Source organism: Roseomonas sp. AR75 (genome assembly GCF_005222815.1).
Taxonomy (GTDB): domain Bacteria; phylum Pseudomonadota; class Alphaproteobacteria; order Acetobacterales; family Acetobacteraceae; genus Falsiroseomonas.
This window is the reverse complement of sequence record NZ_STGB01000005.1, coordinates 38,807-61,312: the sequence shown is the minus strand read 5'-3', so window position 1 is coordinate 61,312 and position 22,506 is coordinate 38,807. Positions and strand designations below refer to the sequence as shown.

General features: G+C 72.2%; 23 protein-coding genes. 13 read left to right on the top strand and 10 right to left on the bottom strand.

The window, feature by feature from the left end:
• Nucleotides 1–6: 6 nt before the first annotated feature.
• The gene (rpmH, locus tag E4T13_RS19935) at nt 7–141 is read right to left on the bottom strand and encodes a 50S ribosomal protein L34 (protein ID WP_109870839.1); all 135 of its coding nucleotides are present in this window, start codon (nt 139–141) and stop codon (nt 7–9) included.
• Nucleotides 142–381: 240 nt separating this feature from the next.
• Between rpmH and E4T13_RS19930 the strand changes: the two genes are divergently transcribed.
• The 3 genes from E4T13_RS19930 (at nt 382) to E4T13_RS19920 (ending at nt 3,917) form a co-directional block, all read left to right on the top strand.
• The gene (locus E4T13_RS19930; protein WP_137180107.1) at nt 382–1,806 is read left to right on the top strand and encodes an NAD(P)/FAD-dependent oxidoreductase; all 1,425 of its coding nucleotides are present in this window, start codon (nt 382–384) and stop codon (nt 1,804–1,806) included.
• Between the two features lie 67 nt (nt 1,807–1,873).
• Complete coding sequence (locus tag E4T13_RS19925; protein ID WP_137180106.1) at nt 1,874–2,668, top strand: 3-hydroxybutyrate dehydrogenase; 795 nt, start codon at nt 1,874–1,876, stop codon at nt 2,666–2,668.
• Between the two features lie 145 nt (nt 2,669–2,813).
• Nucleotides 2,814–3,917 carry a patatin-like phospholipase family protein gene (locus tag E4T13_RS19920; RefSeq protein ID WP_137180105.1) on the top strand — a complete coding sequence of 368 codons (1,104 nt, stop codon included), beginning with the start codon at nt 2,814–2,816 and terminating at the stop codon, nt 3,915–3,917.
• 10 nt (nt 3,918–3,927) lie between these two features.
• Here the strand turns inward: E4T13_RS19920 and E4T13_RS19915 are convergent, their stop codons facing one another.
• The 5 genes from E4T13_RS19915 to E4T13_RS19895 form a co-directional block, all read right to left on the bottom strand.
• Nucleotides 3,928–5,214 carry a TRAP transporter large permease gene (locus E4T13_RS19915; RefSeq protein ID WP_137180104.1) on the bottom strand — a complete coding sequence of 429 codons (1,287 nt, stop codon included), beginning with the start codon at nt 5,212–5,214 and terminating at the stop codon, nt 3,928–3,930.
• A complete protein-coding gene (locus E4T13_RS19910; protein WP_206030256.1) occupies nt 5,211–5,732 on the bottom strand; it encodes a TRAP transporter small permease in 522 nt (173 codons plus the stop codon). Before E4T13_RS19910 ends, E4T13_RS19915 begins: the two co-directional genes overlap by 4 nt.
• Nucleotides 5,732–6,715, bottom strand: coding sequence for a DctP family TRAP transporter solute-binding subunit (locus tag E4T13_RS19905; RefSeq protein WP_137180103.1), 984 nt, complete (start codon nt 6,713–6,715; stop codon nt 5,732–5,734). Before E4T13_RS19905 ends, E4T13_RS19910 begins: the two co-directional genes overlap by 1 nt.
• Nucleotides 6,716–6,838: 123 nt before the next feature.
• Nucleotides 6,839–7,450, bottom strand: coding sequence for a hypothetical protein (locus E4T13_RS19900; protein WP_137180102.1), 612 nt, complete (start codon nt 7,448–7,450; stop codon nt 6,839–6,841).
• 69 nt (nt 7,451–7,519) lie between these two features.
• Nucleotides 7,520–8,674, bottom strand: coding sequence for a M20/M25/M40 family metallo-hydrolase (locus E4T13_RS19895; RefSeq protein ID WP_137180101.1), 1,155 nt, complete (start codon nt 8,672–8,674; stop codon nt 7,520–7,522).
• 112 nt (nt 8,675–8,786) lie between these two features.
• Between E4T13_RS19895 and E4T13_RS19890 the strand changes: the two genes are divergently transcribed.
• Nucleotides 8,787–9,782: a TauD/TfdA family dioxygenase gene (locus tag E4T13_RS19890; RefSeq protein ID WP_170985103.1), complete on the top strand. Its 996-nt coding sequence runs from the start codon at nt 8,787–8,789 to the stop codon at nt 9,780–9,782.
• On the opposite strand, the gene E4T13_RS19885 is transcribed toward E4T13_RS19890, so the two are convergent.
• Nucleotides 9,783–10,505: an FkbM family methyltransferase gene (locus E4T13_RS19885; RefSeq protein WP_137180099.1), complete on the bottom strand. Its 723-nt coding sequence runs from the start codon at nt 10,503–10,505 to the stop codon at nt 9,783–9,785.
• A 63-nt stretch (nt 10,506–10,568) separates the two neighbouring features.
• Here E4T13_RS19885 and E4T13_RS19880 point away from each other — a divergent pair, with 63 nt between their 5' ends.
• The 4 genes from E4T13_RS19880 (at nt 10,569) to E4T13_RS19865 (ending at nt 14,586) form a co-directional block, all read left to right on the top strand.
• Nucleotides 10,569–11,303 (top strand): aspartate/glutamate racemase family protein, encoded by a 735-nt coding sequence (locus E4T13_RS19880; RefSeq protein WP_137180098.1) that lies wholly within the window; start codon nt 10,569–10,571, stop codon nt 11,301–11,303.
• 18 nt (nt 11,304–11,321) lie between these two features.
• Nucleotides 11,322–12,242 carry a neutral zinc metallopeptidase gene (locus E4T13_RS19875; protein WP_137180097.1) on the top strand — a complete coding sequence of 307 codons (921 nt, stop codon included), beginning with the start codon at nt 11,322–11,324 and terminating at the stop codon, nt 12,240–12,242.
• Nucleotides 12,243–12,478: 236 nt separating this feature from the next.
• On the top strand, nt 12,479–13,462 hold the full coding sequence (locus tag E4T13_RS19870; RefSeq protein WP_137180096.1) for a tripartite tricarboxylate transporter substrate binding protein: 984 nt from the start codon (nt 12,479–12,481) through the stop codon (nt 13,460–13,462).
• The gene (locus tag E4T13_RS19865; protein ID WP_137180095.1) at nt 13,459–14,586 is read left to right on the top strand and encodes a hypothetical protein; all 1,128 of its coding nucleotides are present in this window, start codon (nt 13,459–13,461) and stop codon (nt 14,584–14,586) included. Before E4T13_RS19870 ends, E4T13_RS19865 begins: the two co-directional genes overlap by 4 nt.
• A 1-nt stretch (nt 14,587) precedes the next feature.
• Here the strand turns inward: E4T13_RS19865 and E4T13_RS19860 are convergent, their stop codons facing one another.
• The 3 genes from E4T13_RS19860 to E4T13_RS19850 form a co-directional block, all read right to left on the bottom strand.
• Nucleotides 14,588–15,562, bottom strand: coding sequence for a tripartite tricarboxylate transporter substrate binding protein (locus E4T13_RS19860; protein ID WP_137180094.1), 975 nt, complete (start codon nt 15,560–15,562; stop codon nt 14,588–14,590).
• Nucleotides 15,563–15,629: 67 nt separating this feature from the next.
• Nucleotides 15,630–16,685, bottom strand: coding sequence for a TauD/TfdA family dioxygenase (locus E4T13_RS19855; RefSeq protein WP_240791221.1), 1,056 nt, complete (start codon nt 16,683–16,685; stop codon nt 15,630–15,632).
• Nucleotides 16,682–17,680 (bottom strand): tripartite tricarboxylate transporter substrate binding protein, encoded by a 999-nt coding sequence (locus tag E4T13_RS19850; RefSeq protein WP_170985102.1) that lies wholly within the window; start codon nt 17,678–17,680, stop codon nt 16,682–16,684. Before E4T13_RS19850 ends, E4T13_RS19855 begins: the two co-directional genes overlap by 4 nt.
• A gap of 179 nt (nt 17,681–17,859) precedes the next feature.
• Between E4T13_RS19850 and E4T13_RS19845 the strand changes: the two genes are divergently transcribed.
• From E4T13_RS19845 to E4T13_RS19825, 5 genes are all read left to right on the top strand, one after another.
• Nucleotides 17,860–19,623: a glucan ABC transporter ATP-binding protein/ permease gene (locus tag E4T13_RS19845; RefSeq protein ID WP_137180091.1), complete on the top strand. Its 1,764-nt coding sequence runs from the start codon at nt 17,860–17,862 to the stop codon at nt 19,621–19,623.
• A 181-nt stretch (nt 19,624–19,804) separates the two neighbouring features.
• The gene (locus tag E4T13_RS19840) at nt 19,805–20,242 is read left to right on the top strand and encodes a CBS domain-containing protein (RefSeq protein ID WP_137180090.1); all 438 of its coding nucleotides are present in this window, start codon (nt 19,805–19,807) and stop codon (nt 20,240–20,242) included.
• 205 nt (nt 20,243–20,447) lie between these two features.
• Complete coding sequence (locus tag E4T13_RS19835; RefSeq protein ID WP_137180089.1) at nt 20,448–20,711, top strand: hypothetical protein; 264 nt, start codon at nt 20,448–20,450, stop codon at nt 20,709–20,711.
• Between the two features lie 80 nt (nt 20,712–20,791).
• Complete coding sequence (locus E4T13_RS19830; protein ID WP_137180088.1) at nt 20,792–21,778, top strand: TRAP transporter substrate-binding protein; 987 nt, start codon at nt 20,792–20,794, stop codon at nt 21,776–21,778.
• A 186-nt stretch (nt 21,779–21,964) separates the two neighbouring features.
• Nucleotides 21,965–22,504 carry a TRAP transporter small permease gene (locus tag E4T13_RS19825; protein WP_137180087.1) on the top strand — a complete coding sequence of 180 codons (540 nt, stop codon included), beginning with the start codon at nt 21,965–21,967 and terminating at the stop codon, nt 22,502–22,504.
• The last annotated feature ends 2 nt before the right edge of the window (nt 22,505–22,506 follow it).

Sequence of the window (22,506 nt, the reverse complement as noted above, 5' to 3'; positions counted from 1 at the left end):
GGCCGGTCAGGCGGAGAGGCGCTTGCGGCCCTTGGCGCGGCGGTTGGCCAGAACCTTGCGGCCGCCCACCGTCTCGCTGCGGGTGCGGAAGCCATGCCGGCGCTTCCGGACGAGCTTCGAAGGCTGGTAGGTACGCTTCACGATACGACTCCCGCGGGTCCGGGCGAGGCCGCCGGCCGGGGCCAGGGCGGCCGGGCGACCCGGCTGATCTTCCTGCAAATGCGTCCGCCGGCGGCAGGCGCAAGATAACTGGCGCATGCCCCGGCGAAGGCTGGGACGTATAGGAAGCGGGGGCGCCCCCCGTCAACCGACCTTCTCCCCCGTCGCGGCCTGGGCCGGCCCGCGGGGCTGCGCTAATCACCGCCCACCAAGGAAAGACGCATGCCCGATTTCGACCTGGTGGTGATCGGGGCCGGCGCGGCCGGCCTCTCGGTGACGGCGCTTTCGGCCGCGCTCGGCCTGAAGGTGGCGCTGGTCGAGCGCGCGGAGATGGGCGGCGACTGCCTGAACCATGGCTGCGTCCCTTCCAAGGCGCTGCTCGCCGCCGCCCACGCCGCCGCCGCCGTGCGGGAGGCGCATCGCTTCGGCGTGCGGGTCGCCGCGCCGGAGGTCGATTGGGCCGCCGTCCGCGCCCATGTCCAGGGCGCCATCGCCCGCATCGCGCCGACCGATTCGGAAGCCCGCTTCCGCGGCATGGGGGTGGAGGTGATCCGCGCCTCCGCCCATTTCACCGCCCCCGACGAGATCCAGGCCGGCGGCCGGCGCCTGACTTTCCGGCGCTGCGTCATCGCTGCCGGTTCCAGCGCCATCGTCCCCGACATTCCCGGCCTCGGCCCGGTTCCCTGGCTGACCAACGAGACGATCTTCACGCTGGAGGAGAAGCCGGAGCACCTGCTGATCCTCGGCGGCGGCCCGATCGGGCTGGAGATGGCGCAGGCCCATGCCCGCCTCGGCTGCCGCGTGACGGTGATCGAGGCCGGCCGCATCGCCGGCCGCGACGATCCCGAACTGGCCGAGGGGCTGCGCCGCGTGCTGCTGCGCGAAGGCGTGGACCTGCGGGAAGGCGCCAGGCTCGCCCGCGTCGAGCACGCCGGGCCCGGCCTCGCCGCCCTGCTGGAGGACGGCACCCGCATCGAGGGCAGCCACCTGCTGCTGGCGGTGGGCCGCGCGCCGCGGCTGAAGGGGCTGGACCTGCCCGCCGCCAACGTCCAGGCCACGCCGCGGGGCATCGCGACGGATGCGGGCCTCCGCTCCGTCTCCAACCGCCGCGTCTGGGCGGTCGGCGACATCGCCGATCCCCGCGGCATCGGGCCGCGCGCCTTCACCCATGTGGCATCCCAGCATGCCGGCGTGCTGGCCCGGCGCATGCTGTTCCGCCTGCCCGCCAAGGTGGACTACGCCGCCCTGCCACGCGTGACCTATACCGGCCCGGAACTTGCCCAGGTCGGCATGACCGAGGCCGAGGCGCTGGAAGCCGGGCTCGATCCGCGCCCCTACCGCTTTCCCCTGCCGGAGACCGACCGGGCCGTGGCGGAAGGGATCGAGGACGGGCTGGTCAAGCTGGTGGTCAGCCCGAAGGGGAAGCTGCTCGGCGCCGGCATCCTCGGGCCGCATGCCGGCGAGATGGCCGGGATCTTCGGCCTGATGATCGGCCGGAAGCTGCCGCTCTCCGCGCTGGCCGGCCTGGTGCTGCCCTATCCGACGCTGGCCGAGGCGGCGAAGCGCGCGGCGGGCGATTTCTACGCGCCGAAACTTCTTTCAACCTTCTCGAAACGTCTTGTCGGCTTGCTCTGGCGATTGCCCTGAGCAACCCTCCGCCACCGCGGCAGTTTGCTGCGGTGCAGAAGAGTACAAGAACGAGGAACCCCCTCTCATGGCCAGGCCGCTGGACGGGCACATCGCCGTCATCACCGGGTCCACCTCCGGCATCGGGCTGGCCATCGCGCGCCGCTATGCCGCGGATGGCGCCAAGGTGATGCTGAACGGCTTCGGCAAGCCGGAGGACGTGGCGCGCGTGCGCGCCGAGATCGGCGCCGCCATGGGCATGGCGGAGGCGCCCTATTCGCCGGCGGACATGTCGAAGCCCGCCGAGATCCGCGCCATGATCGCCTCCTGCGTGGCGACGCTCGGCGCCTGCGACATCCTCGTGAACAATGCGGGCATCCAGCATGTCTCGCCCATCGAGGATTTCCCGGACGAGCAGTGGGAACGGGTGATCGCGATCAACCTGGTTTCCAACTTCCACGCCATCAAGGCTGCGCTGCCCGCGATGAAGGCGAATGGCTGGGGAAGGATCATCAACGTGGCGAGCGCGCACGGCCTGGTCGCGAGCCCCTTCAAGACCGCCTATGTCGCGGCGAAGCACGGCGTGCTGGGCCTGACCAAGTCCGTGGCGCTGGAGGTCGCGCGCACCGGCGTGACCTGCAACGCGATCTGCCCGGGCTTCGTCCGCACCCCGCTGGCGGAGGCGCAGGTGAAGCCGCTCGCCGAGAAGCACGGCGTCAGCGAGGAGGTCGCGCTGACCGACCATCTGCTGGAACGCCAGCCGACGAAGAAATGGGTGGAGGTCGAGGAGATCGCCGAGGCCGCCGCCTATCTCGCCGGCCCCAACAGCGGCTCCATCAACGGCTCCGCCCTGTCCATCGACGGCGGCTGGATCGCGCAGTGAGGGCAGATTTCAGGCGGCACGCGCAGCGCGCGTGCCGAGCGGCCGAACGGCCGCCGCGCCCAGACCGCGCTTGCCGGCAAGAACGCCCGTGGCCGGCGCGCGAGCCAAGCGGCCGGAGGCCGCGCCCGGCGTCTGAGGGCGATGTATGATCGAGGACGAATTCCTCCGCGAGGCCGCGGACACCCGCGCCGGCAGCGCGCCCCTCTCCCGCCCCGCCGTCAGCAGGCCCCCCGCCCTCAAGCGCCTCAATCTCGCGCTGCAGGGCGGCGGCACGCATGGCGCCTTCACCTGGGGCGTCCTCGAACGCCTGCTGGAGGACGACCGGCTGGAATTCGACGCCGTCTCCGGCACCTCCGCCGGCGCGGTGAACGCGGCGGTCTTCGTGCAGGGCCTCTGCGAGGGCGGGCGCGACGGCGCGCGCGCCGCGCTCGACCGCCTCTGGCGCGATGCCGCGGCGCGGCTGGCGATCTCGCCGCTGCAGAACACGCCGATCGAGAAGGCGATCTGGGGCCACGACCTCACCTGGTCCTTCGCCTACCAGACCTTCGAGACGCTGACCCGCGTGCTCTCGCCCTATCAGATCAACCCCACGCCCTATGACTGGAACCCGCTGCGCGCGGTGCTGGCCGAGGCGATCGACCCGGAGGTGCTGCGCACGGGGAAGGGGCCGAAGCTCTTCATCTCGGCCACCTCCGTCCGCACCGGCAAGCCGCGCGTCTTCACGCGGGAGGAGGTGACGGTGGAAGTCATCATGGCCTCCGCCTGCCTGCCGCAATTCTTCAAGGCGGTGGAGATCGACGGCGAACCCTTCTGGGATGGCGGCTATCTCGGCAATCCCGCGCTCTGGCCGCTCTACGAGCAGGGCGGCGCGCCCGACCTGGTGCTGGTGCAGTTGAACCCGACCGTGCGCGAGGAACTCCCGACTCACCCCACCGACATCACCAATCGCCTGAACGAGATCAGCTTCAACGCCTCCCTGATGGCGGAGATGCGCGCGATCGACTTCGTGCAGCGTCTGCTGGACGCGGGGCGCCTGGAGCAGCCGCGCTACCGCCGCCTGTTCCTGCATGTGATCGAGGACGAGGAGCGCATGCGCCAGTTCAAGCTCTCGACCAAGCTGAACGGCGACTGGAGCTTCCTGCAGACGCTGAAGGGCTATGGCCGCGACGCCGCGGAGAAGTGGCTGACCGAGCACTTCGAGAAACTCGGCCGCGAGAGCAGCGTGGACCTGCGCGCACGTTTTCTGTAGCGGCGAGGCGTCAGCGCCCCATCACCAGGTTCGGCAGCCAGGTCGCCAGCGGCGGGAACAGCGTCGTCGCCAGCAGCACGCCGACCAGCGGCACCAGCCAAGGCAGGATGGCACGCGACATCGCCGCGAAGCTGATCCCCGCGATCTTCGAGGTCACGAACAGCACCACGCCGACTGGCGGCGTCACCGTGCCGATCATCAGGTTCAGCACGAAGATCAGCCCGAAATGCACGGGGTCGATCCCGAATTGCGCCGCCGCCGGCGTCAGGATCGGGATCAGGATCAGCATCGCCGCCAGCGCTTCCATGAAGCAGCCGACCAGCAGCAGCGAGACATTGACCGCCAGCAGGAACAGCAGCGGATTGCCGACGAGGTCCACGATCATCGGCCCGATGGTCTGCGGGATGCGGGAGATGGAAAGGCACCAGCCCAGCGCTGCCGCCGTCATCACCAGCGCCAGCACCACGCCCGTCGTGTTGACGGTCTCCACGATCAGGTCCGGCAGGTCGCGCAGCCGGAAGTCGCGATACACGAACAGGCCGAGGAACAGCGCATAGGTCGCCGCGACGGCGGCCGCCTCGGTCGGCGTGAAGATGCCGGCGATCATGCCGCCGAACAGGATCACCGGCGTCATCAGCGCCCAATGCGCGCGGGCATAGGCCACGCCCAGGTCGCGCAGCCCCGGGAAGCGCGAGCGTTCCAGCCCGCGCCGCCGCGCCACCACGGTCACCATCGCCATCAGCGATCCCGCCATCAGCAGGCCCGGGATCACGCCCGCCAGGAACAGCCCGCCGATCGAGACATCGGCCGAGACGCCATAGATCACCATCGGCAGGGAAGGGGGGATGATCGGCCCGATGGTCGCGGACGCCGCGGTGATCGCCGCTGCCGTCTCCGCGTCGTAGCCTTCGTCCTTCATCGCCTTGATCTCGAGCGTGCCGACGCCGCCCGCATCCGCCACCGCCGAGCCCGACATGCCCGCGAAGATCACGCTGGCGAGGATGTTGGCATGGCAAAGCCCGCCCCGCAGCCAGCCGACGCAGACGCGGGCGAAGCCGAAGATGCGGTCGGTGATGCCCGCCGCGTTCATGATGTTGCCCATCAGGATGAACAGCGGCGCGGCCAGCAGCGGGAAGGAATTCGCCGCCTGGCCGATCTTCTGCGGCACGATGGCGGGATTGATGCCGGCCAGGAACACGAAGGCGAAGCAGGCCAGCCCCATCGTGGCATAGAGCGGCACGCCCGCCAGCATCGCCAGCAGCCAGCCGCCGAGGATCCACCCCATCGTCTCCGTCATCGCGGCGCGCGCAGCGCGTTGGCGCAGTCCAGCATCGCCTGGCCGGCGAGCAGCGCCGCGGCGAAGGGCACCGGCACGTAGAGCAGCCCCGCCGGCAACGGCAGGCTCACCCATTCGACATCCCAGTTCCGCTCGATCAGCGGCCAGCCCCACCACAGCAGCGCCAGCGCGAAGGCGGCGCAGAGCAACTGGATCGCCGCTTCCGCCGCGCGTCGCGCGCCGCCGGGCAGCAGGTCCACGAAGGCACCGATGCGGATGTGGTCGCGCCGGCGCGCGCCGATCATCCAGCCCGCAAATCCCGTCCAGACCAGCAGGTATTGCGCCGCCTCGTCCGACCAGCTCACGGGATCGCCGAGCTGGCGGGAGACGACGCCGGTCATCACCGCCAGCAGCAGCGACAGCAGCAGCAGCACCGCGACGACGCGCAGCGCGCCGTCGATCGCCTTGCCTACTCCCTCCCCCGCGCCCGCGGGGGAGGGTCGAGGTGGGGGAAGCCCGTCACCCGCCCCAAGCGCCACTACAGCGCCTTCAGCGCATCGAAGGCCCCGCGGCCCCAGCGGCTCTCGAACTGCGCGGGCACCTTCGCCAGCACCGGCGCGCTCCAGGCGGCAATGTCCGGCTCCACCACCGTCATCCCCGCGCCGCGCAGCTCCGCCACTGCGCCGGCTTCCTGCCTCAGCAGCTCCTGGTCCTGCCAGGCGGCGGCGGTGGCCATGGCGGCCTGCATCGCCTCGCGGTCCGGTCCGCGCAGCCCGCGCCAGAAGCCGTCGTTCACGATGATGATGCGCGGCGTGATGATGTGCTCGGTCAGCACCAGGAATTTCTGTACCTCGAACAGCTTGGCCGACTGGATCGTCGGCAGCGGGTTCTCCTGCCCGTCCACCGCGCCCTGGCTCAGCGCCAGATACAGCTCGGGGAAGGCGATCGGCGTGGCGCGCGCGCCCCAGGCCTCGGCCATGGCGCGGAACACGTCCACCGGCGGCACGCGCAGCCGGAAGCCCTGCATGTCCGCGGGGCTGCGCACCTGCCGGCTGCCGGAGGTGAGATGCCGCTTGCCGTAATAGGTGACGTTCAGCATCCGCATGCCGCGGCGGGAGACGAGGTCGTCGTTCATCCGCGCAAACACCGGCGTGCCCGCCACCTTCGCCAGATGCGCCGCGTCGCGCCAGAGATACGGCGCCTCGATCAGCGTCAGCGCCGGCAGGAAGGCGCCGAGCGCGCCCGCGCCATCGGTGGTGAATTGCAGCGCGCCGGCCGAGACCGCCTCCATCATGTCGCGCCCGCTGCCGAGCTGCCCCGCCGGGAACACCTGGATCTGCACGCGGCCGCCGGTCTTGTCGCGCACCTCCGCCGCGATGCGCTCGACCATCTGCACCTGCGGATGGTTCGCCGGCAGCAGATCGCCCCAGCGCACCACGGTGGCCTGGGCGCGCAGCGTGGTCGGTGCGGCGAGCGCGCCCAGCGCGGCGCCGGCGAGAATCGCGCGACGGCGGATCGTCATGTCCTGGCCCTTTCCATCCCTGATCGGGGCATCAGGCGCGCCCCCGCCGTCATCGCACTCCCGCAACGGCGCCGCGTCAACGTCCGCCCGCAACCGCGGCCCGCGCCAGGGGCGACCGGCCGATCAGGCCGCCCGGACGAAGAAGTAGAATCGCACCGTGTCGGTCGGACCCATCAGCTTGCGCACGCGCCGCGCCTCGACGAGCTGCTTCAGGTCCGCCCGGTAGGCAATGAAGCTCGTGTAGCGGAACAGGCCGAAATTCGGGTCCATGATGAAATACTCGCCCGAATACGCGCCGACCCCGATGCTGTGGCCCCAGATCTCCAGCACCGCCGCCCAATGCGACGGTGTCGGCACCGCCACCGTGTTGACGTCGCTTGCTGCCACTTCCGGCAGGGCGCGCATGTTGTGCTTGGCGACCTTGTTGTAGCGCTCCGCATCCGCGACGGAGCCTGTCGCCGCGTAGTCCAGTTCCTGGAAATAGGCGCCCTGATAACGCAGCACCGTGAACACGCTCTCGAAGCCTGCCCGGTTCTTGGCCTCCTGGACGTTGTTCAGGAACATGATCACCCAGCTGATCGCGATGCCCGAGCAGATGCCGCCCACGCCCAGCGTGTTGGCCGTCTGCTCATCCACGTTCAGCCCGTTCACGGAGTTCGCGACGTTCTGTCGCGCCTCCTCCACCGCGCGCGACAACAACGGCGATGGTGAGCCATATCCGCCAGGCACCGGCATGACGCCCTCCCCATCTTCCGTCGGGGCAACCCTATCGCCCGCACGGCGGCGCTTGCAACCGGAAGTCGCCTACGCCAGCGTCGCGAACAGCCCCGCCAGCAGCCGCGCGCGCGGCACCAGGCTGCCCACGGTGATGTGCTCGTCCAGCGTATGCGCCCCCGCGCCGCCCACGCCGAGACCGTCCAGCGTCGGCACCCCCATCGCGCCGGTGAAGTTGCCGTCCGAACCGCCGCCGCTGCTCTGATGCGCGATGTCGAAGCCGATGGACTGCGCCAGCCCGCGCGCACGCGCATAGAGCGCCATCACCCCGCCATCCGGCTCCCACACCGGCCGCGTCACGCCGCGCTTCACCTCCAGCAGCACGTCCGGCACCGAGGATTTCAGCGCCAGCATCCGCTCCACGCCGGCATCCAGGTCGGCCTGGCGCTTGGCCATGCTCAGCACTTCCAGGTCGCAATGCGTGGCCACGCAGTTCACCCATTGCCCGCCGCGGATCACGCCGGCGGAGAAGGTGCAGTCCTCCGTCGTCATCGCCTCGATCGCCAGCACCTGGCGGCACATCTCGCGGATCGCGCTGCGCCCTTCCGACAGCGTCGATCCCGCATGGCTCGGTCGGCCCGTGGTGCGCAGGCTGAAGCGCGCGATGGCGTAGCGCCCGCTGACCACGCCGCCATCGGCGCGCGCCGGTTCCGGCACCAGCACGAACTTCGCCCGCGATGCCTCCGCCTCGATCAGGTCGCGGGTGGAGGGGCTGCCCACCTCCTCATCCGAAGTCAGCAGGAAGGTCACCGGCAGCGGCGTCGCCATGCCCGCCAGGCCGAGGCGCCGCATCGCCTCCACCGCCAGGTAGGTTCCGCCCTTCATGTCGAAGATGCCCGGTCCGCGCACCGTGCCGCCCTCGCGCTTCCACGGCAGTTTCTGCAGCGTGCCGACGGGATGCACGGTATCCAGATGCGCCAGCACCAGGATGCCCGGCGCGGCCTCCCCCGCGGCGTGGGGGAAGCGCGCGCGCACGCAGTCGCCGAAGCCCATCCGCCCGGCGATCCGTTCCACCCGCGCGCCGATCAGCGCCATCTCGCGCCCCGCCAGCTCCATCATGCGGTTCACCGCGGCGGCGTCGAAGGTGGGCGATTCGCACTCTACCCAGGGCCGCAACCCCGCCAGGATGGCCTCCACGTCGAAGCCGAGACCGAGCGCGGGGTGGCGGGCGGGGGCTGCGTCCATCGGGCGTCTCCGTGCGGTTCGCGGCAGCCTGCTTGCTGGCCGCGGTCACGGCAAGGGCATCGCACCCTGGCGGCTGGTGCCCTGGCGGCTGGCCCCTGCTAGCTTCCGGCCGATGAGCGCCACCTCCTCCCCTCCCGGCCCGCGTCCGCGGCTGGTGCCGCAGGCCGGCCCCTCCGCCTGGCGGGCGCCGGATCTGCGTCCGGCCGACTGGATGGTCCCCCTCGGCACCGAGGATGCGGCCGAAATCGAGGCCGTGCTCGCCGCGCTCGGCGGCCGCGCGCCCGCCACCGCGGCGGAGGCGCCGCTGCCCCGGCTGGGTGCCGTGCTGCGCCAGGCGGCCACGCGGCTGGATACCGGGCGGGGCCTCGTGCTGCTGCGCGGCCTGAATCTCGACCAGCTCGGCGAAGGGGAGGCAGGGGCCGAGGCGTTGCTGCTGGTGCTCGGCACGCATCTCGGCCGCGCCCTGCCGCAGGGCAATGCCGGGGAGGCGGTGCAGCGCCTCGACAGCCCCGCGGGCGGCGCCACGCGGTGGCGCTTCCATGCCGACGCGGCGGACATCGTCGCCCTGCTGACGCTGCGCCAACCGCCCGATGTGGACCCGGTGATGCTTGTCTCCGCCGCCTCCGTCCACAACGAGATGCTGAAGCGCAACCGCGCCGCGCTGGAACTGCTCTATGCGCCGATCCCGCATCTGCTGCTGCAGGAGGAGGGCGCGACGCCCGCGGTGGTGGCGCTGCCCGTGTTCAGCACCGCCTCCGGCGCCTTCGTCGGCCGCTACGCCCGCGACGCGATCGACGCCGCGCAGCGCCTGCCCGAGACGCCGCGCCTCACCGCCGCGCAGGTGGAGGCGCTGGATTCGCTGGATGCGATCTGCGCCGAGCCGGGCCTCGCCCTGCGGATGGAGGTGCGGCCGGGCGACGTGCTGCTGTTCAACCCGCTGCTGGTCTGGAAGCGCCGCGCGGAGGCGGTGGAGGGCGATGCCGGCGCGGTGCGCCAGGCGCTCCGGCTGATGCTGGTCACGCCGAGTTCCCGCGCCCTGCCGCATGGCCTGGCCGCGGTCGGCGAGGCACCGGCGCCCGGCGCGACCGGCGGGATGGTGGGCGGGTAGTCAGCCCGCGGCTTCCTCCGCCTCCGGCCCCGTGCCGGCGCGGTAGAGATGCACGACTTCCGCACCGGAATGCCGCAGGTCCAGCCGGAAGCCCTGGGCGACGAGATGGGCGATCATGTCGTTCGTCGCGCGCACGCCGGCCTTGCGGTAATGCGTCTCCATGATGATGGCGTCGATGCCGTCGAGCGCGGACTGGCCCAGCAGCTCGACCTCGCCGCCCTCGATGTCCACGATCATCGCCGTGGCGCCATGCCGCGCGATCTCGTCCTCCAGGCACAGCAGCGGCACCTCCACCGGACGGGACTTGCGCATGCCCTCCGCCGTCAGGGCGGAGGAGACGAGCGAGGTCGAGAGGTGGAAGGTCACGCTGCGCGCCGGGTCCGCCAGCATCCGGCGGCGCGGGGCCAGCACGCCATGCTCCAGCGCGATCGCCATCCCGTTCGCGGCGAAATGCCGGCGGGCCAGGGCGGCGTTGTCCGGATGGGCCTCGTAGCAGAAGACGTTCTCCGCCCCGACCACCCGCGCGGCCTGCATCGCCACGAGGCCGGTACAGGTGCCGAGTTCCATCACGCGCTGGCCCGGCCGCAGCAGGCCCTTCACCAGCCGCACCTCGCGCCCCTCATAGACGCCGCGCCGCAGCGCCTCCAGCGCGGGCGCGAGCCGCGGCTCCGCGGCGTCCAGCAGCAATCCGTCGAAGGCTTCCAGCTTCATCGCGCCGAGCATACAGGCTGGCTGCGGGCTGCGCGATCCGTTGCGCCGGCCGGGGCGACGGGGGAGAGTGGCGCCATGCGCATCCTCGTCGCCAACGCCAACACCACCGAGGCCATCACGGCGGCCTGCGTCGCCTCCGCCCGCCGCGCCGCCGGGCCGGGCACCGAGATCATCGGCGCCACGCCGGCCTTCGGCCCGGCGGTGATCTCGACCCGTGCGGAGAACGCCATCGCCGCCCACGGCCTGCTCGAGACATTGGCGCAGCATGCCGGGCAGGTGGAGGCGATGGTACTGGCGGTGAGCTATGACACCGCGCTGGATGCCGCCCGCCAGCTCATGCCCTGCCCGGTGGTCGGCATGACCGAGGCCGCCTGCCTCGCCGCCTGCCTGCTCGGCGGGAAATTCGCCGTCCTCACCCTCGGCACCAATGTCGGCTCCTATGAGGAGCTGGTCGCCGGCTACGGCCTGGCCGGCCGCTGCGCCGCGGTGGAGGGGCTTGCCATGACGCCGCAGCAGACCCTGGCCGAGCCGGAGGCGGCGCGAGAAAAGCTGCTCGCCGCGATCGAGGGCCTCTCGCGGCGGGCCGATGCCGTGGTGCTGGCCGGCGCCGCGCTGGCCGGGATGGACCGCGATCTGCAGCCGCGAGCGAAGGTGCCGTTGCTGGACGGCATCGCCTGCGCGGTGCGCCTCGCCGAGATGTTGGTGGCGCTCGGCCTGCCCAAGCCTTCCGTGGGCGGCTATGCCGCGCCGAGCGGGCGCGCAACCCAGGGGCTGTCGCCGGCGCTGCAACGGTTGTTGATCGGCAACTGAGCGCGGAGGGACCAGGCCATGCGGCTCGAAGGCGGGCGCGAGAGCAACAATGTGGAAGACCGCCGCGGCCGCGGGCCCGGGGGAGGCTTCCGCGGCGGCATGGGCGGCGGGCGCGGCCGGGGCGGCATGGTCGTCGGCGGCGGCCTCGGCACCATCGTGCTGGTCGTCCTTGCCCTGCTGTTCGGCGTCGATCCCGGCATGATCACCGGTGGCGGCCAGGTGGTGCAGGCGCCGGCGCCCAGCGCCGCGCCGCGCGGCGCCCCACCGGGCGCGCAGCCCGGCACCCCGCCATCCGAGGACGCCGCCGGCCGCTTCGCCCGCCGCGTCCTGGCCGAGACCGAGGATGTCTGGAACCCGATCTTCCAGAGCCTCGGCCGCCGCTACCAGGAGCCGGTGCTGGTGCTCTATTCCGGCGCGGTGCAATCCGCCTGCGGCGTGGCGCAGGCGCAGGTCGGGCCGTTCTACTGCCCGGGCGACAGCAAGGTGTATATCGACCTCGACTTCATGGCGGACCTGCAGCGCCAGGTCGGCGCGACCGGCGATTTCGCCGCCGCCTACATCATCGCGCATGAGGTCGGCCACCACGTGCAGAACCAGCTTGGCGTGCTGCAGCGCGTGGAGGCGCTGAAGCGCCAGGCCAGCCAGGCGGAGTCCAATTCCCTGCAGGTCCGCGTGGAACTCCAGGCCGATTGCCTCGCCGGCCTCTGGGCCCGGCGCGCGCATGAGGCGCGGCAGATCCTGGAGCGCGGCGACATCGAGGAAGGGCTGAACGCCGCCGCCGCGGTGGGCGACGACCGGCTGCAACGCCAGGCGCGCGGCTACGTGGTGCCCGAGAGCTTCACCCATGGCAGTTCCGCTCAGCGCGCCCGCTGGTTCCGCGCCGGCCTGGAAAGCGGCCGCCTGGAAGCCTGCGACACCTTCGCCCCCGAGCGCCTGTAGCCAATCTCCTCCCTCCCTTCTCCAGTCTCTTCCCCCTTCTTCATCCCTCTCCCCCCGGCAGGGGGGAGAGGATCGCGCAGGCTTGGCGCGCAGCGCCTAGCCGGAGCAGGTGAGGGGGGGTGCGCGCAGCGCTGACGAAGCCACCCGAAGCCGCATCCCACCCGCCACCCCGCCCCGCCCTTCCCCCTCCCGCTCCACCGTCGCATGCTTCCCCCAACAACCTCGGGAGGACCGCCATGCGCCGACGCAGCCTCGCTCTCACGCCGCTCGCCCTGCTCGCCCGCCCCGCCTGGGCGCAGGCCGATGCCGCGGCGAACTGGCCGCCGCGCCCGGTCCGCGTCATCGTGCCCTTCGCCGCCGGCGCCTCCTCCGACACGCTCGCGCGCATCGTCTGCGCGAAGCTCGGCGACGCGCTCGGCGGCTCCATTGTCGTGGAGAACCGCGCCGGCGCCGGCGGGCTCATCGCCAGCCAGACCGTCGCCCGCGCCGCGCCGGACGGCACGACGCTGCTCTGGGGCGGCGGCACCGCCATCACTGTCGGCGTGATGCAGCGCGATCCCGGCTTCGACGTGCTGAAGGACTTCACGCCGGTGGTCACCATCGCGGAGAACCCGGCGCTGCTCTGCGTTCGCCCCGCCGCCGCCTGGAAGACCATCGCGGAGCTGATCGCGGGCGCGAAGGCGGCGCCGGCGGGCGGGCTGCGCTACGGCTCGGGCGGCGTCGGCACGCCCGCCCACATGGCCGCCGCCGCGCTGCTGAAGTCGGTCGGCGCGGAAGGCACGCATGTGCCCTATCGCGGAGCCAACCAGGCGGCGCTGGCGGTGGAGCAGGGCGAGGTGGATTTCGCCTTCGCCATCAGCAACATCGCGCTGCCGCGCGCGCAGCAGGGCGCGATCCGCGTGCTGGTCACCACGGGATCGCGGCGCATGCCCGCCTTCCCCGACATGCCCACCCTGGCCGAGACCATCCCCGACGGCCCCGTCATCATCAGCGGCTCCTCGCTGGTCGGCCCCGCCGGCATCCCGCCCGCCATCACCCAGCGCATCCACGACGCCGTGCGCCGCATCGTCACCGAGGACGCCGCCCTGCGGGAGGCGCTGACGCGGGAGGGCGGGTCCATCACCCTCTCCGACTCCCCCGCCGCCTATGCCGCGGAATGGCCGAGGGAAGTGGCGCGGCTGCAAAGGCTGATCGCCTTCTCCGGCGCCCGCGTCGAATGAAGGCCGCCGAGTTCTTCGCGGCCTACGACGCCTTCGGCGAGCGTCGCGCGGGCGGGGAGGGGGATGCCGCCTCCGCCACCTGGCTGCGCGACAGGGCCGAGGAAGCCGGCGCCGCCGCGCAGCTTCTGCCGATCGGCTTCAACCGCTTCGTCCCCGGCCCGGCCTGGCTCGATATCGGCGGCGCCACCATCGAGGGCTTGCCGCTGTTCGATGGCGGCACGACCGATTCCGGCGGCCTGGTCGGCACGCTCGGCCCGCTCGGCTCGGCCGCGCGGATCGGCTTCGCCGAGTTGCTGCCCAACGCCGCCAGCCTGCCCAACGCGCCCTTCGCCGTCGCGCGGCGGGAAAGCCGCCACGCCGCCATCGTGCTGGCGCTGCGCACGAAGCCCGACAGCCTCGCCCCGATCAACGCCTTCGATGTCCAGAAACCCTTCGGCCCGCCGGTGCTGCAGGTGGCCGGGCGCGAGGCCGAGCGGCTGCGCGCCTTCGCCGAGCGCGGCGCGCCGGCGCGGCTGGTCGCGCAGGGCCGGCTCGGCGCCGCGCGCAGCGCCAATATCCGCGCGGACCTGCCCGGTGACGGACCGAAGCTGCTGTTGCTGACGCCCCGCACCTCCTGGTGGACCAGCACCGCCGAGCGCTGCGGCGGGATCTTCTGTCTCGTTGAGGCTTTGCGCGCGCTGGCAGGGGCGCAGCGCCGGCGCGGCGTGGTCGGCCTGGCCACCTGCGGCCACGAGGTCGGCCATATCGGCGCCAACCGCGCCTTCGAGGCCGAGCCGGAACTGGCTTCCGACAGCGCGCTGGCGATCCATCTCGGCGCCAATCTCGGCTGCGCGGAGGCGCCGGAGCTGACCGTGCGCAGCAACGTCGCGGGCCTCGCCGACCGCATGGCGGAGATGCTGGTCGCGGCCGGCCATCCGCGCGCCGCGCTGGAGGTGCACACCGGCGGCAAGGCCGGCGGCGAGGCGCATGAGATCGAGACGCGCGGCGGCCGCTATCTCTCGCTGATCGGCAGCAATCCCTGGTTCCACGCGCCGGAGGACCGCTGGCCCCATACGGTGGACCTGCCCCGCGCCGAGGCCATCGCGCGCGCCGTCGCCGCGATGGCCGTCGAGCAGGCGCGATAGCTCAATCCAGCTTCGCGCCGGAGACGCGCACCACCTCGCGCCACTTGGCGTTCTCCTCGCGGATGAACGCCTCGAAGGCCGCCGGCCCCAGCGGGCGCGGCTCCGCGCCGATCTCGCGCTGCCGCGCGATCACCGCCGGCTCGCGCGAGATCTCCAGGATCGCGTCGGCATAGCGCTGCACGATCGGCGCCGGCGTGCGGGCCGGCGCCTGCACGCCGAACCAGGCCACCGCCTCGAAGCCGGAGATGCCGCTCTCGATCACCGTCGGTGCGTCCGGGAAGGAGAACCAGCGGTCCTTGGACGTCACCGCGAGCAGCCGCACCTTCCCCTCGCGGATATGCGGGATGTAGGCGGGCAGGTTGTCCACGGCGACCTGCAGCGTGCCGGAGAGCAGGTCCGGCACCACCCCGCCGGTGCCGCGATAGGGGACGTGCGTGATGTCGATCCCCGCGCGCACCTTCAGGTATTCGCCGGACATGTGGCCGGAGGTGCCGTTGCCCGGCGTGCCGTAGTTCAGCTTGCCAGGATTCGCCTTCGCATAGGCGATGAACTCCTGGAAGCTGCGCGCCGGCACGGCCGGATTCACCATGATGCCGTTGGCGACCAGGTTGACCAGCGCGACCGCGGCCAGGTCCTCCGGCTTGTAGGGCAGGCGCGAATAGAGGAACTGGTTGATGCTCGCGGTGCCGATCGTGCACATCAGCAGCGTGTGCCCGTCCGGGTCGGCCTTGGCCACCGCGTCGGCGCCGACCGCGCCGCCCGCGCCGGGGCGGTTGTCCACCACCACCGGCTGGCCGAGCATCGTGCCGAGGCGCTCCGCGAAAAGCCGCGCGGTCAGGTCGGTGGCGCCGCCGCCCTGGAAGGGCACGACGAGGCGCACCGGCCGCGTGGGCGCCCAGCCCTGCGCGCGCGCGGCGCCGATGAAGGGCAGGGCCAGGGCGCTGCCCAGCAGCGCGCGGCGATCGATCCCGGTCATGGAAGTCTCCCTGTTCGTCGGAGGGGGGTAGGCAAGCGCGCCGCCGCGCGCAAGCCGCCGCCGGCCGCTATGCTGCCAGCGCGCTCCGCCCGGGCATCGCACCGCCGCGCAGCGCGCCCGCGCGCACATCGCCCCACTGCCCCGCATGCCCCGCCGGCAGCGCGCGGCTCAGCGGGCTCGACAGCCAGATGCGCAGCAGGTTGCGCCGCGATCCCGCCGCCGCCCCCGGCTCCACGTCGTCGCTGTAGGCGGTGCGGCCGTGATAGGTCACGTGCTGGTTCATCAGCTGGATCTGCCCCGGCTCGAACGGCATCTCGACGCACAGCTCCTCGGCCAGCGCGGCGAGCAGGTCCATCGCTTCTACTTGCTGCGCCGTCAGCGGCGGCACGCCGGGCATGCCCTGTGCCAGCTCCACATAGGTGCGGCTGTACTGGCTGGTGAAGCCGCCATCCGGTCCGCGCGCGAAGACCGGCATGGGGAAGGGCTTCGCCGCCATCCCCTCGCCCTCCTCGTCGGCCGGGCGGGCGCGCCAGAAATCCTGGTACAGCACCGCCAGCAGGTCCGGCCGCCGCGCCGCCATCGCATCCTGGATCGCGACGGTCGAGACGATGCGCGAGACCCCGCCCGCGATTCCGTTGGACGCGCAGAGCAGCGCCAGCAGGTCGCACTTGTCCGTGTGGAAGCGCAGCGGGCCGGTCGAGCGGCTGCGCGCCCGCGCCGTGCCGGAGGCGACGGCCGCGCCGCTGCCGGTCTCGTCCTTCACCTCGGCCAGCACCTCGCCCGTGGTGTTCTGCGGCAGCGGCGTGCCGAGATGGCACATCAGCCCCCAGAACACCCGCTTGAGGTCCGCAGCGGCATAGTGCCGGGGATCGAGCCCGGTCAGCCGCACCAGGCCGCGCCCCTCTTCCAGCTCCCGCGCCACCTCGGCCAGGAAGCCGGCGGTGCGCGGCAGCGGAAAGTGCCGGGCGTCGAAGCCCGGCACCATGCGCCACTCCAGGCCGGCCAGCGCCGCCGCGATCTCCGCCGGCGCCTCCGGCGGCAGCGGCATGATCCAGGACGGGTCGGCGGCCAGCGCCGCGCCCGTCCAGGCCGCGCGGCCGCCGATGGGCCCGGCGGCGCTCACTCCACCTTCGCGCCGGAGCGCTGCACCACCACCGCCCATTTGGCAATCTCCGCCTTGATGAAGGCGTCGAAGGCCGCCGGGCTGGTGCCGCCATCCGGCGTCAGCCCGGGCGGCATGCCGCCGAGATCGGCGATGCGGCGCTTCATGTCCTCGGTCTTCAGGATCTCGTTCATCGCGTCGGAATAGCGCTGGATCGCCGCGGCGGGGGTGCGTGCCGGGGCCTGCAGGCCGAACCAGGCGGTCGCCTCGACATTCGGGTAGCCGGCCTCGGCGGTGGTCGGCACGTCCGGCAGCGCCGGCGTACGCTCCTTCGTGGTGACCGCCAGCGCCCGCAGCCGCCCGTCGCGGATATGCCCGATCGCGGAGGGCAGGTTGTCCACACCCACCTCGATGCGGCCGGCGATGTTCTCCTGCAGCATCGGCCCGGCGCCGCGGAACGGCACATGCACCATGTCCACGCCGGCCTCCAGCTTCAGCAGCTCGCCCGTCATGTGCAGCGAGGTGCCGGCGCCGGAGGAGCCGATGTTGAGCTTGCCCGGCTGCGCCTTGGCCAGCGCCACCAGCTCCTGCAGGGTGCGCGCCGGCACCTGCGGGTTGACGAAGATCACGTTCGGCACGCGCAGCATCAGCGCGACCGCCGCCAGATCCTCCGGCTTCACCGGCATCCGCGCGCCATACAGCGCATAGTTGATCGCGCCGCCGCTGATCGTCTGCATCAGCAGGGTGTGGCCGTCCGGCTCGGCCTGCGCGACCACCGCGTTGCCCAGATTGCCGCCCGCGCCGGGCCGGTTCTCCACCACCACCTGTTGACCGATGCGCTGGCCGAGCGGCTCCGACAGCAGCCGGGCGGCGATATCCGTGGTGCCCGCCGGGGGGAAGCCCACCACGATCCGCACGCCGCGCGAGGGGGACCAGGCCTGGGCACGGGCGGCGCTGGGCAGGATGAGGGGGGCGGCGAGCGCGGCACCGAGCGCGGCGCGACGGGTGATGTTCAAGGGCGTGGTCCTCCTGGGGCGGGAACTGCCGTCCCGCTGTGGCGCTTGCCGGGCGTTCCTGCCGCAGACTGGGCTCGGCTTGCAAGATGGCGGGAATTTCGGGAGTCCTTGGCGCAGGACTTCGAAGCCGCCGGGACTCCGTCTCTCCCCGGTGCGCGAAAGTCGGAAGGGGCCGGCCGATGCACTTCTTGAGGCTCTACTGGCGGGTGCTCGCGCTGCTGGCGCCCGACCGGTGGGTGGCGATCGGCCTGGCCTTCGCGGCGCTGGCGCTCGCCGGGCTCTCCTTCCTCGAACCGGTCCTGTTCGGCCGCGTGGTGGACCTGCTGTCGCGCTCCGACCGCCTGCCCGCCGCCGCGGTCTGGCAGGAGGCCTTCGCCCTGCTCGCGCTCTGGGGCGCCGTCGGGCTTTCCGGCATCGGCGCCAATGTCGCGGTCGCGCTGCTGTCGGACCGCATGGCGCATCGCAACCGCCTGGTGGTGATGGGCCGCTATTTCGAGCATGTGCTCTCCCTGCCGCTGTCCTTCCACGGCGACACCCAGTCCGGGCGGCTGATGAAGATCATGCTGATGGGCTCGGACAACCTGTTCGGCCTCTGGCTCGCCTTCTTCCGCGAGCACCTGATCACCTTCATCGCCGCGCTGGTGCTGCTGCCGCTGACGCTGTTCCTGAACTGGCAGCTCGGCGTGCTGCTCATCGTGCTGGTCGTGGTCTTCGCCCTGGTCTCCGCCTGGGTCATCAGCAAGACCCATGTGGCGCAGAGCCAGGTGGAGGCGCTGCACACCCAGCTTGCGGGCAACGTGCAGGACGCGCTCTCCAACGTGATCGTCGTGCAGTCCTTCTCCCGCCTGCATTCCGAGGCGCGGCTGTTCGGCGACATCGTGCGGGAGGTGCTGGACCGCCAGTTCCCCGTGCTGAACTGGTGGGCGGTGGTCGCGGTGCTGACCCGCGCCGCGGCGACGCTGACGGTCATCGCCATCTTCGTGCTCGGCACGCTGCTGCACCAGCGCGGCGAGGCGAGCGTGGGCGAGATCGTCTCCTTCATGGGCTTCGCGACCCTGCTGATCGCGCGCATGGAAGGCGCCGTCGCCTTCGTCTCCCACATGGTCATGCAGGCCCCGGCGCTGGAGCAGTTCTTCAACGTGCTCGACAGCCGCTCCTCCGTGCCGGAGAAGCCGGATGCCGCCTCCCTGGGCCGGGTCGAAGGCGCGGTGCGGTTCGAGAATGTCGCCTTCGCCTATCCCGGCGGCCCGCGCATCCTGGACGGCATCGACTTCGCAGCCCCGCCCGGCCGCACCGTGGCCCTGGTCGGCCAGACCGGCGCCGGCAAATCCACGGCCATGTCGCTGCTGCAGCGGCTGTGGGACCCGGTGGATGGCCGCATCACGCTGGATGGCCACGACCTTCGCGACATCTCGCTGGAAAGCCTGCGCCGCAACATCGGCGTGGTCTTCCAGGAGGCGCTGCTGTTCAACCGCTCGATCCGCGACAACCTGCTGGTCGGCCGCCCCGACGCCACGCAGGAGGATATCGAGCGCGCCTGCACCATGGCGGAGGCGCACGACTTCATCAGCCGCAAGCCGCAGGGCTACGACACGATGGTGGGGGAGCGCGGCACCGCGCTCTCCGGCGGCCAGCGCCAGCGCCTGGCCATCGCGCGCGCGCTGCTGAAGGACCCGCCCGTGCTGATCCTGGACGAGGCGACCAGCGCGCTCGACGCCGCGACCGAGGCGCGCGTGCAGAAGGCGCTGAAGGCGCTGATGGCCGGGCGCACCACCTTCATCATCGCCCATCGCCTTTCCACCGTGCGCGACGCCGACGAGATCCTGGTCTTCGAGGGCGGCCGCGTGATGGAGCGCGGCACCTTCGAGGAGCTGGTGCGCCAGAACGGCCGCTTCGCCGACCTCGTCCGCACCCAGCTCGCCGGCACCGAGACCCCCGCCTGACCCTCGTTCAGAACCCTCTCCCCCTCAGGGGGGAGAGGGCAGGGTGAGGGGGGCACGCAGGATCATCGCGCCGCCCCCGCAACCCGCGCGCGCCCCTATCGCACCGCAGCACAGCCTTTCCTTGCGTCGTTGCGTGTCCGTTTGGCAGCCTTGTCCGGCCTACGGGAAGGGATACCGGACCATGGACATCGGCAGCATCCTGCGGAGCAAGGGCAACCAGGTCGTCTCCGTCGGGCCGCAGGACGATGCGGGCGCCATCGCCCGCATCCTCGCCCAGCACCGCATCGGCGCCGTGCTGGTGCGCGATGCCGGCGGCGACGTGCTCGGCATCGTCAGCGAGCGCGACATGGTTCGCTGCATCGCGAGCCACGGCGCGGACTCCGTCACCCTGCCGGCCGCACGCATGATGACGCGCCTGCTGCACACCGCGACGCCGCGCACCACCGTCAGCGAGGCGCTGGCGCTGATGACCGACCGCCGCGTGCGCCACCTGCCGGTGCTGAACGAGGATGGCGGCCTGGCCGGCATGGTCTCGATCGGCGACCTCGTGAAGGCGCGCATCGACGAGGCGCTGCACGAGGCCGAGGAGCTGCGCCACTACGTCGAGAGCGCCGGCTGACGCCCCGCCCCCCCGTCTCCCCCCGCATCCCATCTCCCTCTCCCCCCGCAGGGGGGAGAGGGTCGGGGTGAGGGGGGCGTGGAATGGTGGCGCCCCTCCACCACCCGCGCGCCCACCATCACCACCACCCCTTGATCCGCATCAAGGACCGCCGCCCGCCGGCCACCCCAGACTGCGCGCGTCAACCAGTCACGGACCAAGCCGGATGAACCACCGCCATCGCAAGGTGCTGCATTCCCTCTTCGCGCACCCCGTCAGCGCCAACATCGACCCGAAGCATGTCGTCGCCGTCTTCGAGGACCTCGGCGCGGAGGTGACGCATGGCGGCCACGGCCAGGTGAAGGTCACGCTGAACGGCCACACCCACGGCTTCCACGACACGCGCCACAGCTTCTCGAAGGAGGAGGTCGGCGAGATCCGCCGCTTCCTCGACCAGGCCGGCGTGAATCCCGCGGACTACCCCCTGTAGCCCGCACCCCCTTGCCCCCGCGGCGGCCGGCGGCGATCCTCTCCCCTCGGGAAAGGCATCCGACAGGGAGAATGATCGCAATGCTGAGCCGCCGCAGCCTGTTTGCCACCGCCGGTGCCGCCGGCCTCGCCCCGCTCGCCACGGGGGCCGCCGTCGCGCAGGGCACCCGCTGGCAGATGGCCACGCCCTATCCGGACAGCAATTTCCACACCCGCAACGTCAAGGCCTTCCTCGAGGAGATCCAGGCCGCCTCCAACGGCGCGCTGCAGATCCAGCTGCATTCCGGCGCCAGCCTGCTGCCGATGCCGCAGATCAAGCGCGGCGTGCAGACCGGCCAGGTGCAGCTCGGCGAGATCCTGCTCACCGCCTATTCCAACGAGGACGTCTTCTTCGACGCGGACGCCATCCCGCAGCTCGTCACCAACTTCGCCGAGGCGAAGAAGCTCGCCGACCTGCAGAAGCCCTATATCGAGCAGCGCCTCTCGCGGCAGGGACTGAGCCTGCTCTACATGGTGCCCTGGCCCCCCGCCGGCCTCTATGCCCAGCAGCCGATCACCACGATCGAGGGGCTGCGCGGCCTGCGCTTCCGCACCTTCTCCCCCGCGACCAACCGCTTCGCCACCATCGTCGGCGCGCAGCCCACGCTGGTGCAGGCGGCGGAACTGGCGCAGGCCTTCGCCACCGGCGTGGTGCAGGCGCAGATCACCTCCGCCGCCACCGGCGTCGACACCGCCGCCTGGGATTACGCGAAGGTGTTCACGCCGCTCGGCTTCTCGATGACCAAGAACGCCGTGCTCGTCTCCCGCCGCGCGCTCGAGGCCCTGCCAGCGCCCGTGCAGCAGGCTGTCCGCGCCGCCGCGGCAAAGGCGGAGGCGCGAGGCTACGAGCTCAGCGCGGAGGCGCAGCGCAGCACGGAAGCCACGCTCGGCCAGCGCGGCATGCAGATCGTGCCGCCGACGCCCGAATTCCTCGAAGGCCTGCGCCGCGTCAGCACCCAGATGACCAACGAGTGGATCGAGCGCGCCGGCCCCGACGGCAAGGCGCTGATCGAGGCCTATCGCCGCTGAACGACGCGCTGCGCGATGCGGCGGCAGGGTGGCGGCGCGCCTGCCGCCACCCTGGGCAGTCGCGTCCCGCCGCGCGACGCGGCGTCCTGCCCGGGGCTTCCCGCGCGGGCCGCGCCGCGCATGGATGGCAGCGATGTCCGCCGGAGCCCCGCCACATGACCCGCCGCCCTGTCCGGTGCGCCTGAGATGACCGCGCTGCGCCGCGCGCTCGACCTGCTCTATCTCGCCTTCGGCATCGCCGGCGGCGTCGCGCTGGCCGCCATCGGCGCGATCATCGCGGCCCAGGTGATCGGCCGGCAGTTCGGCCTGGTCTTCGAAGGCGCCGACGACCTCACCGCCTTCGCGGTCGCCGCCTCCGCCCTGCTGCCGCTCGCCTATGCCTTCCGCCATGGCGCGCATATCCGCGTGGACCTGATCATCGGCCATGTGAGGGGCCGCGCCCGCTTCGCGATGGAGGCCTTCGCCCTGGCCGCCACCGCCGGGCTCGCCGCCTTCCTGGCTTATTCGGTCGGCGACCTCGCCTTCGATTCCTGGCAGTTCGAGGATGTCGCGCAGGGCACCGTGCCCTGGCTGCTGTGGTATCCGCAGGCCGCCTGCGCCGTGGGCTGCGCGGTCTTTGCCGTCGCGCTGGCCGACGACCTCGTGGTGCATCTTGCCGGCGGCACGCCATCCTACCGGCGCGCCGCGGAAAGCTCGGCGGTGCAGCGCGCCATGGAGGAGATCTAGCC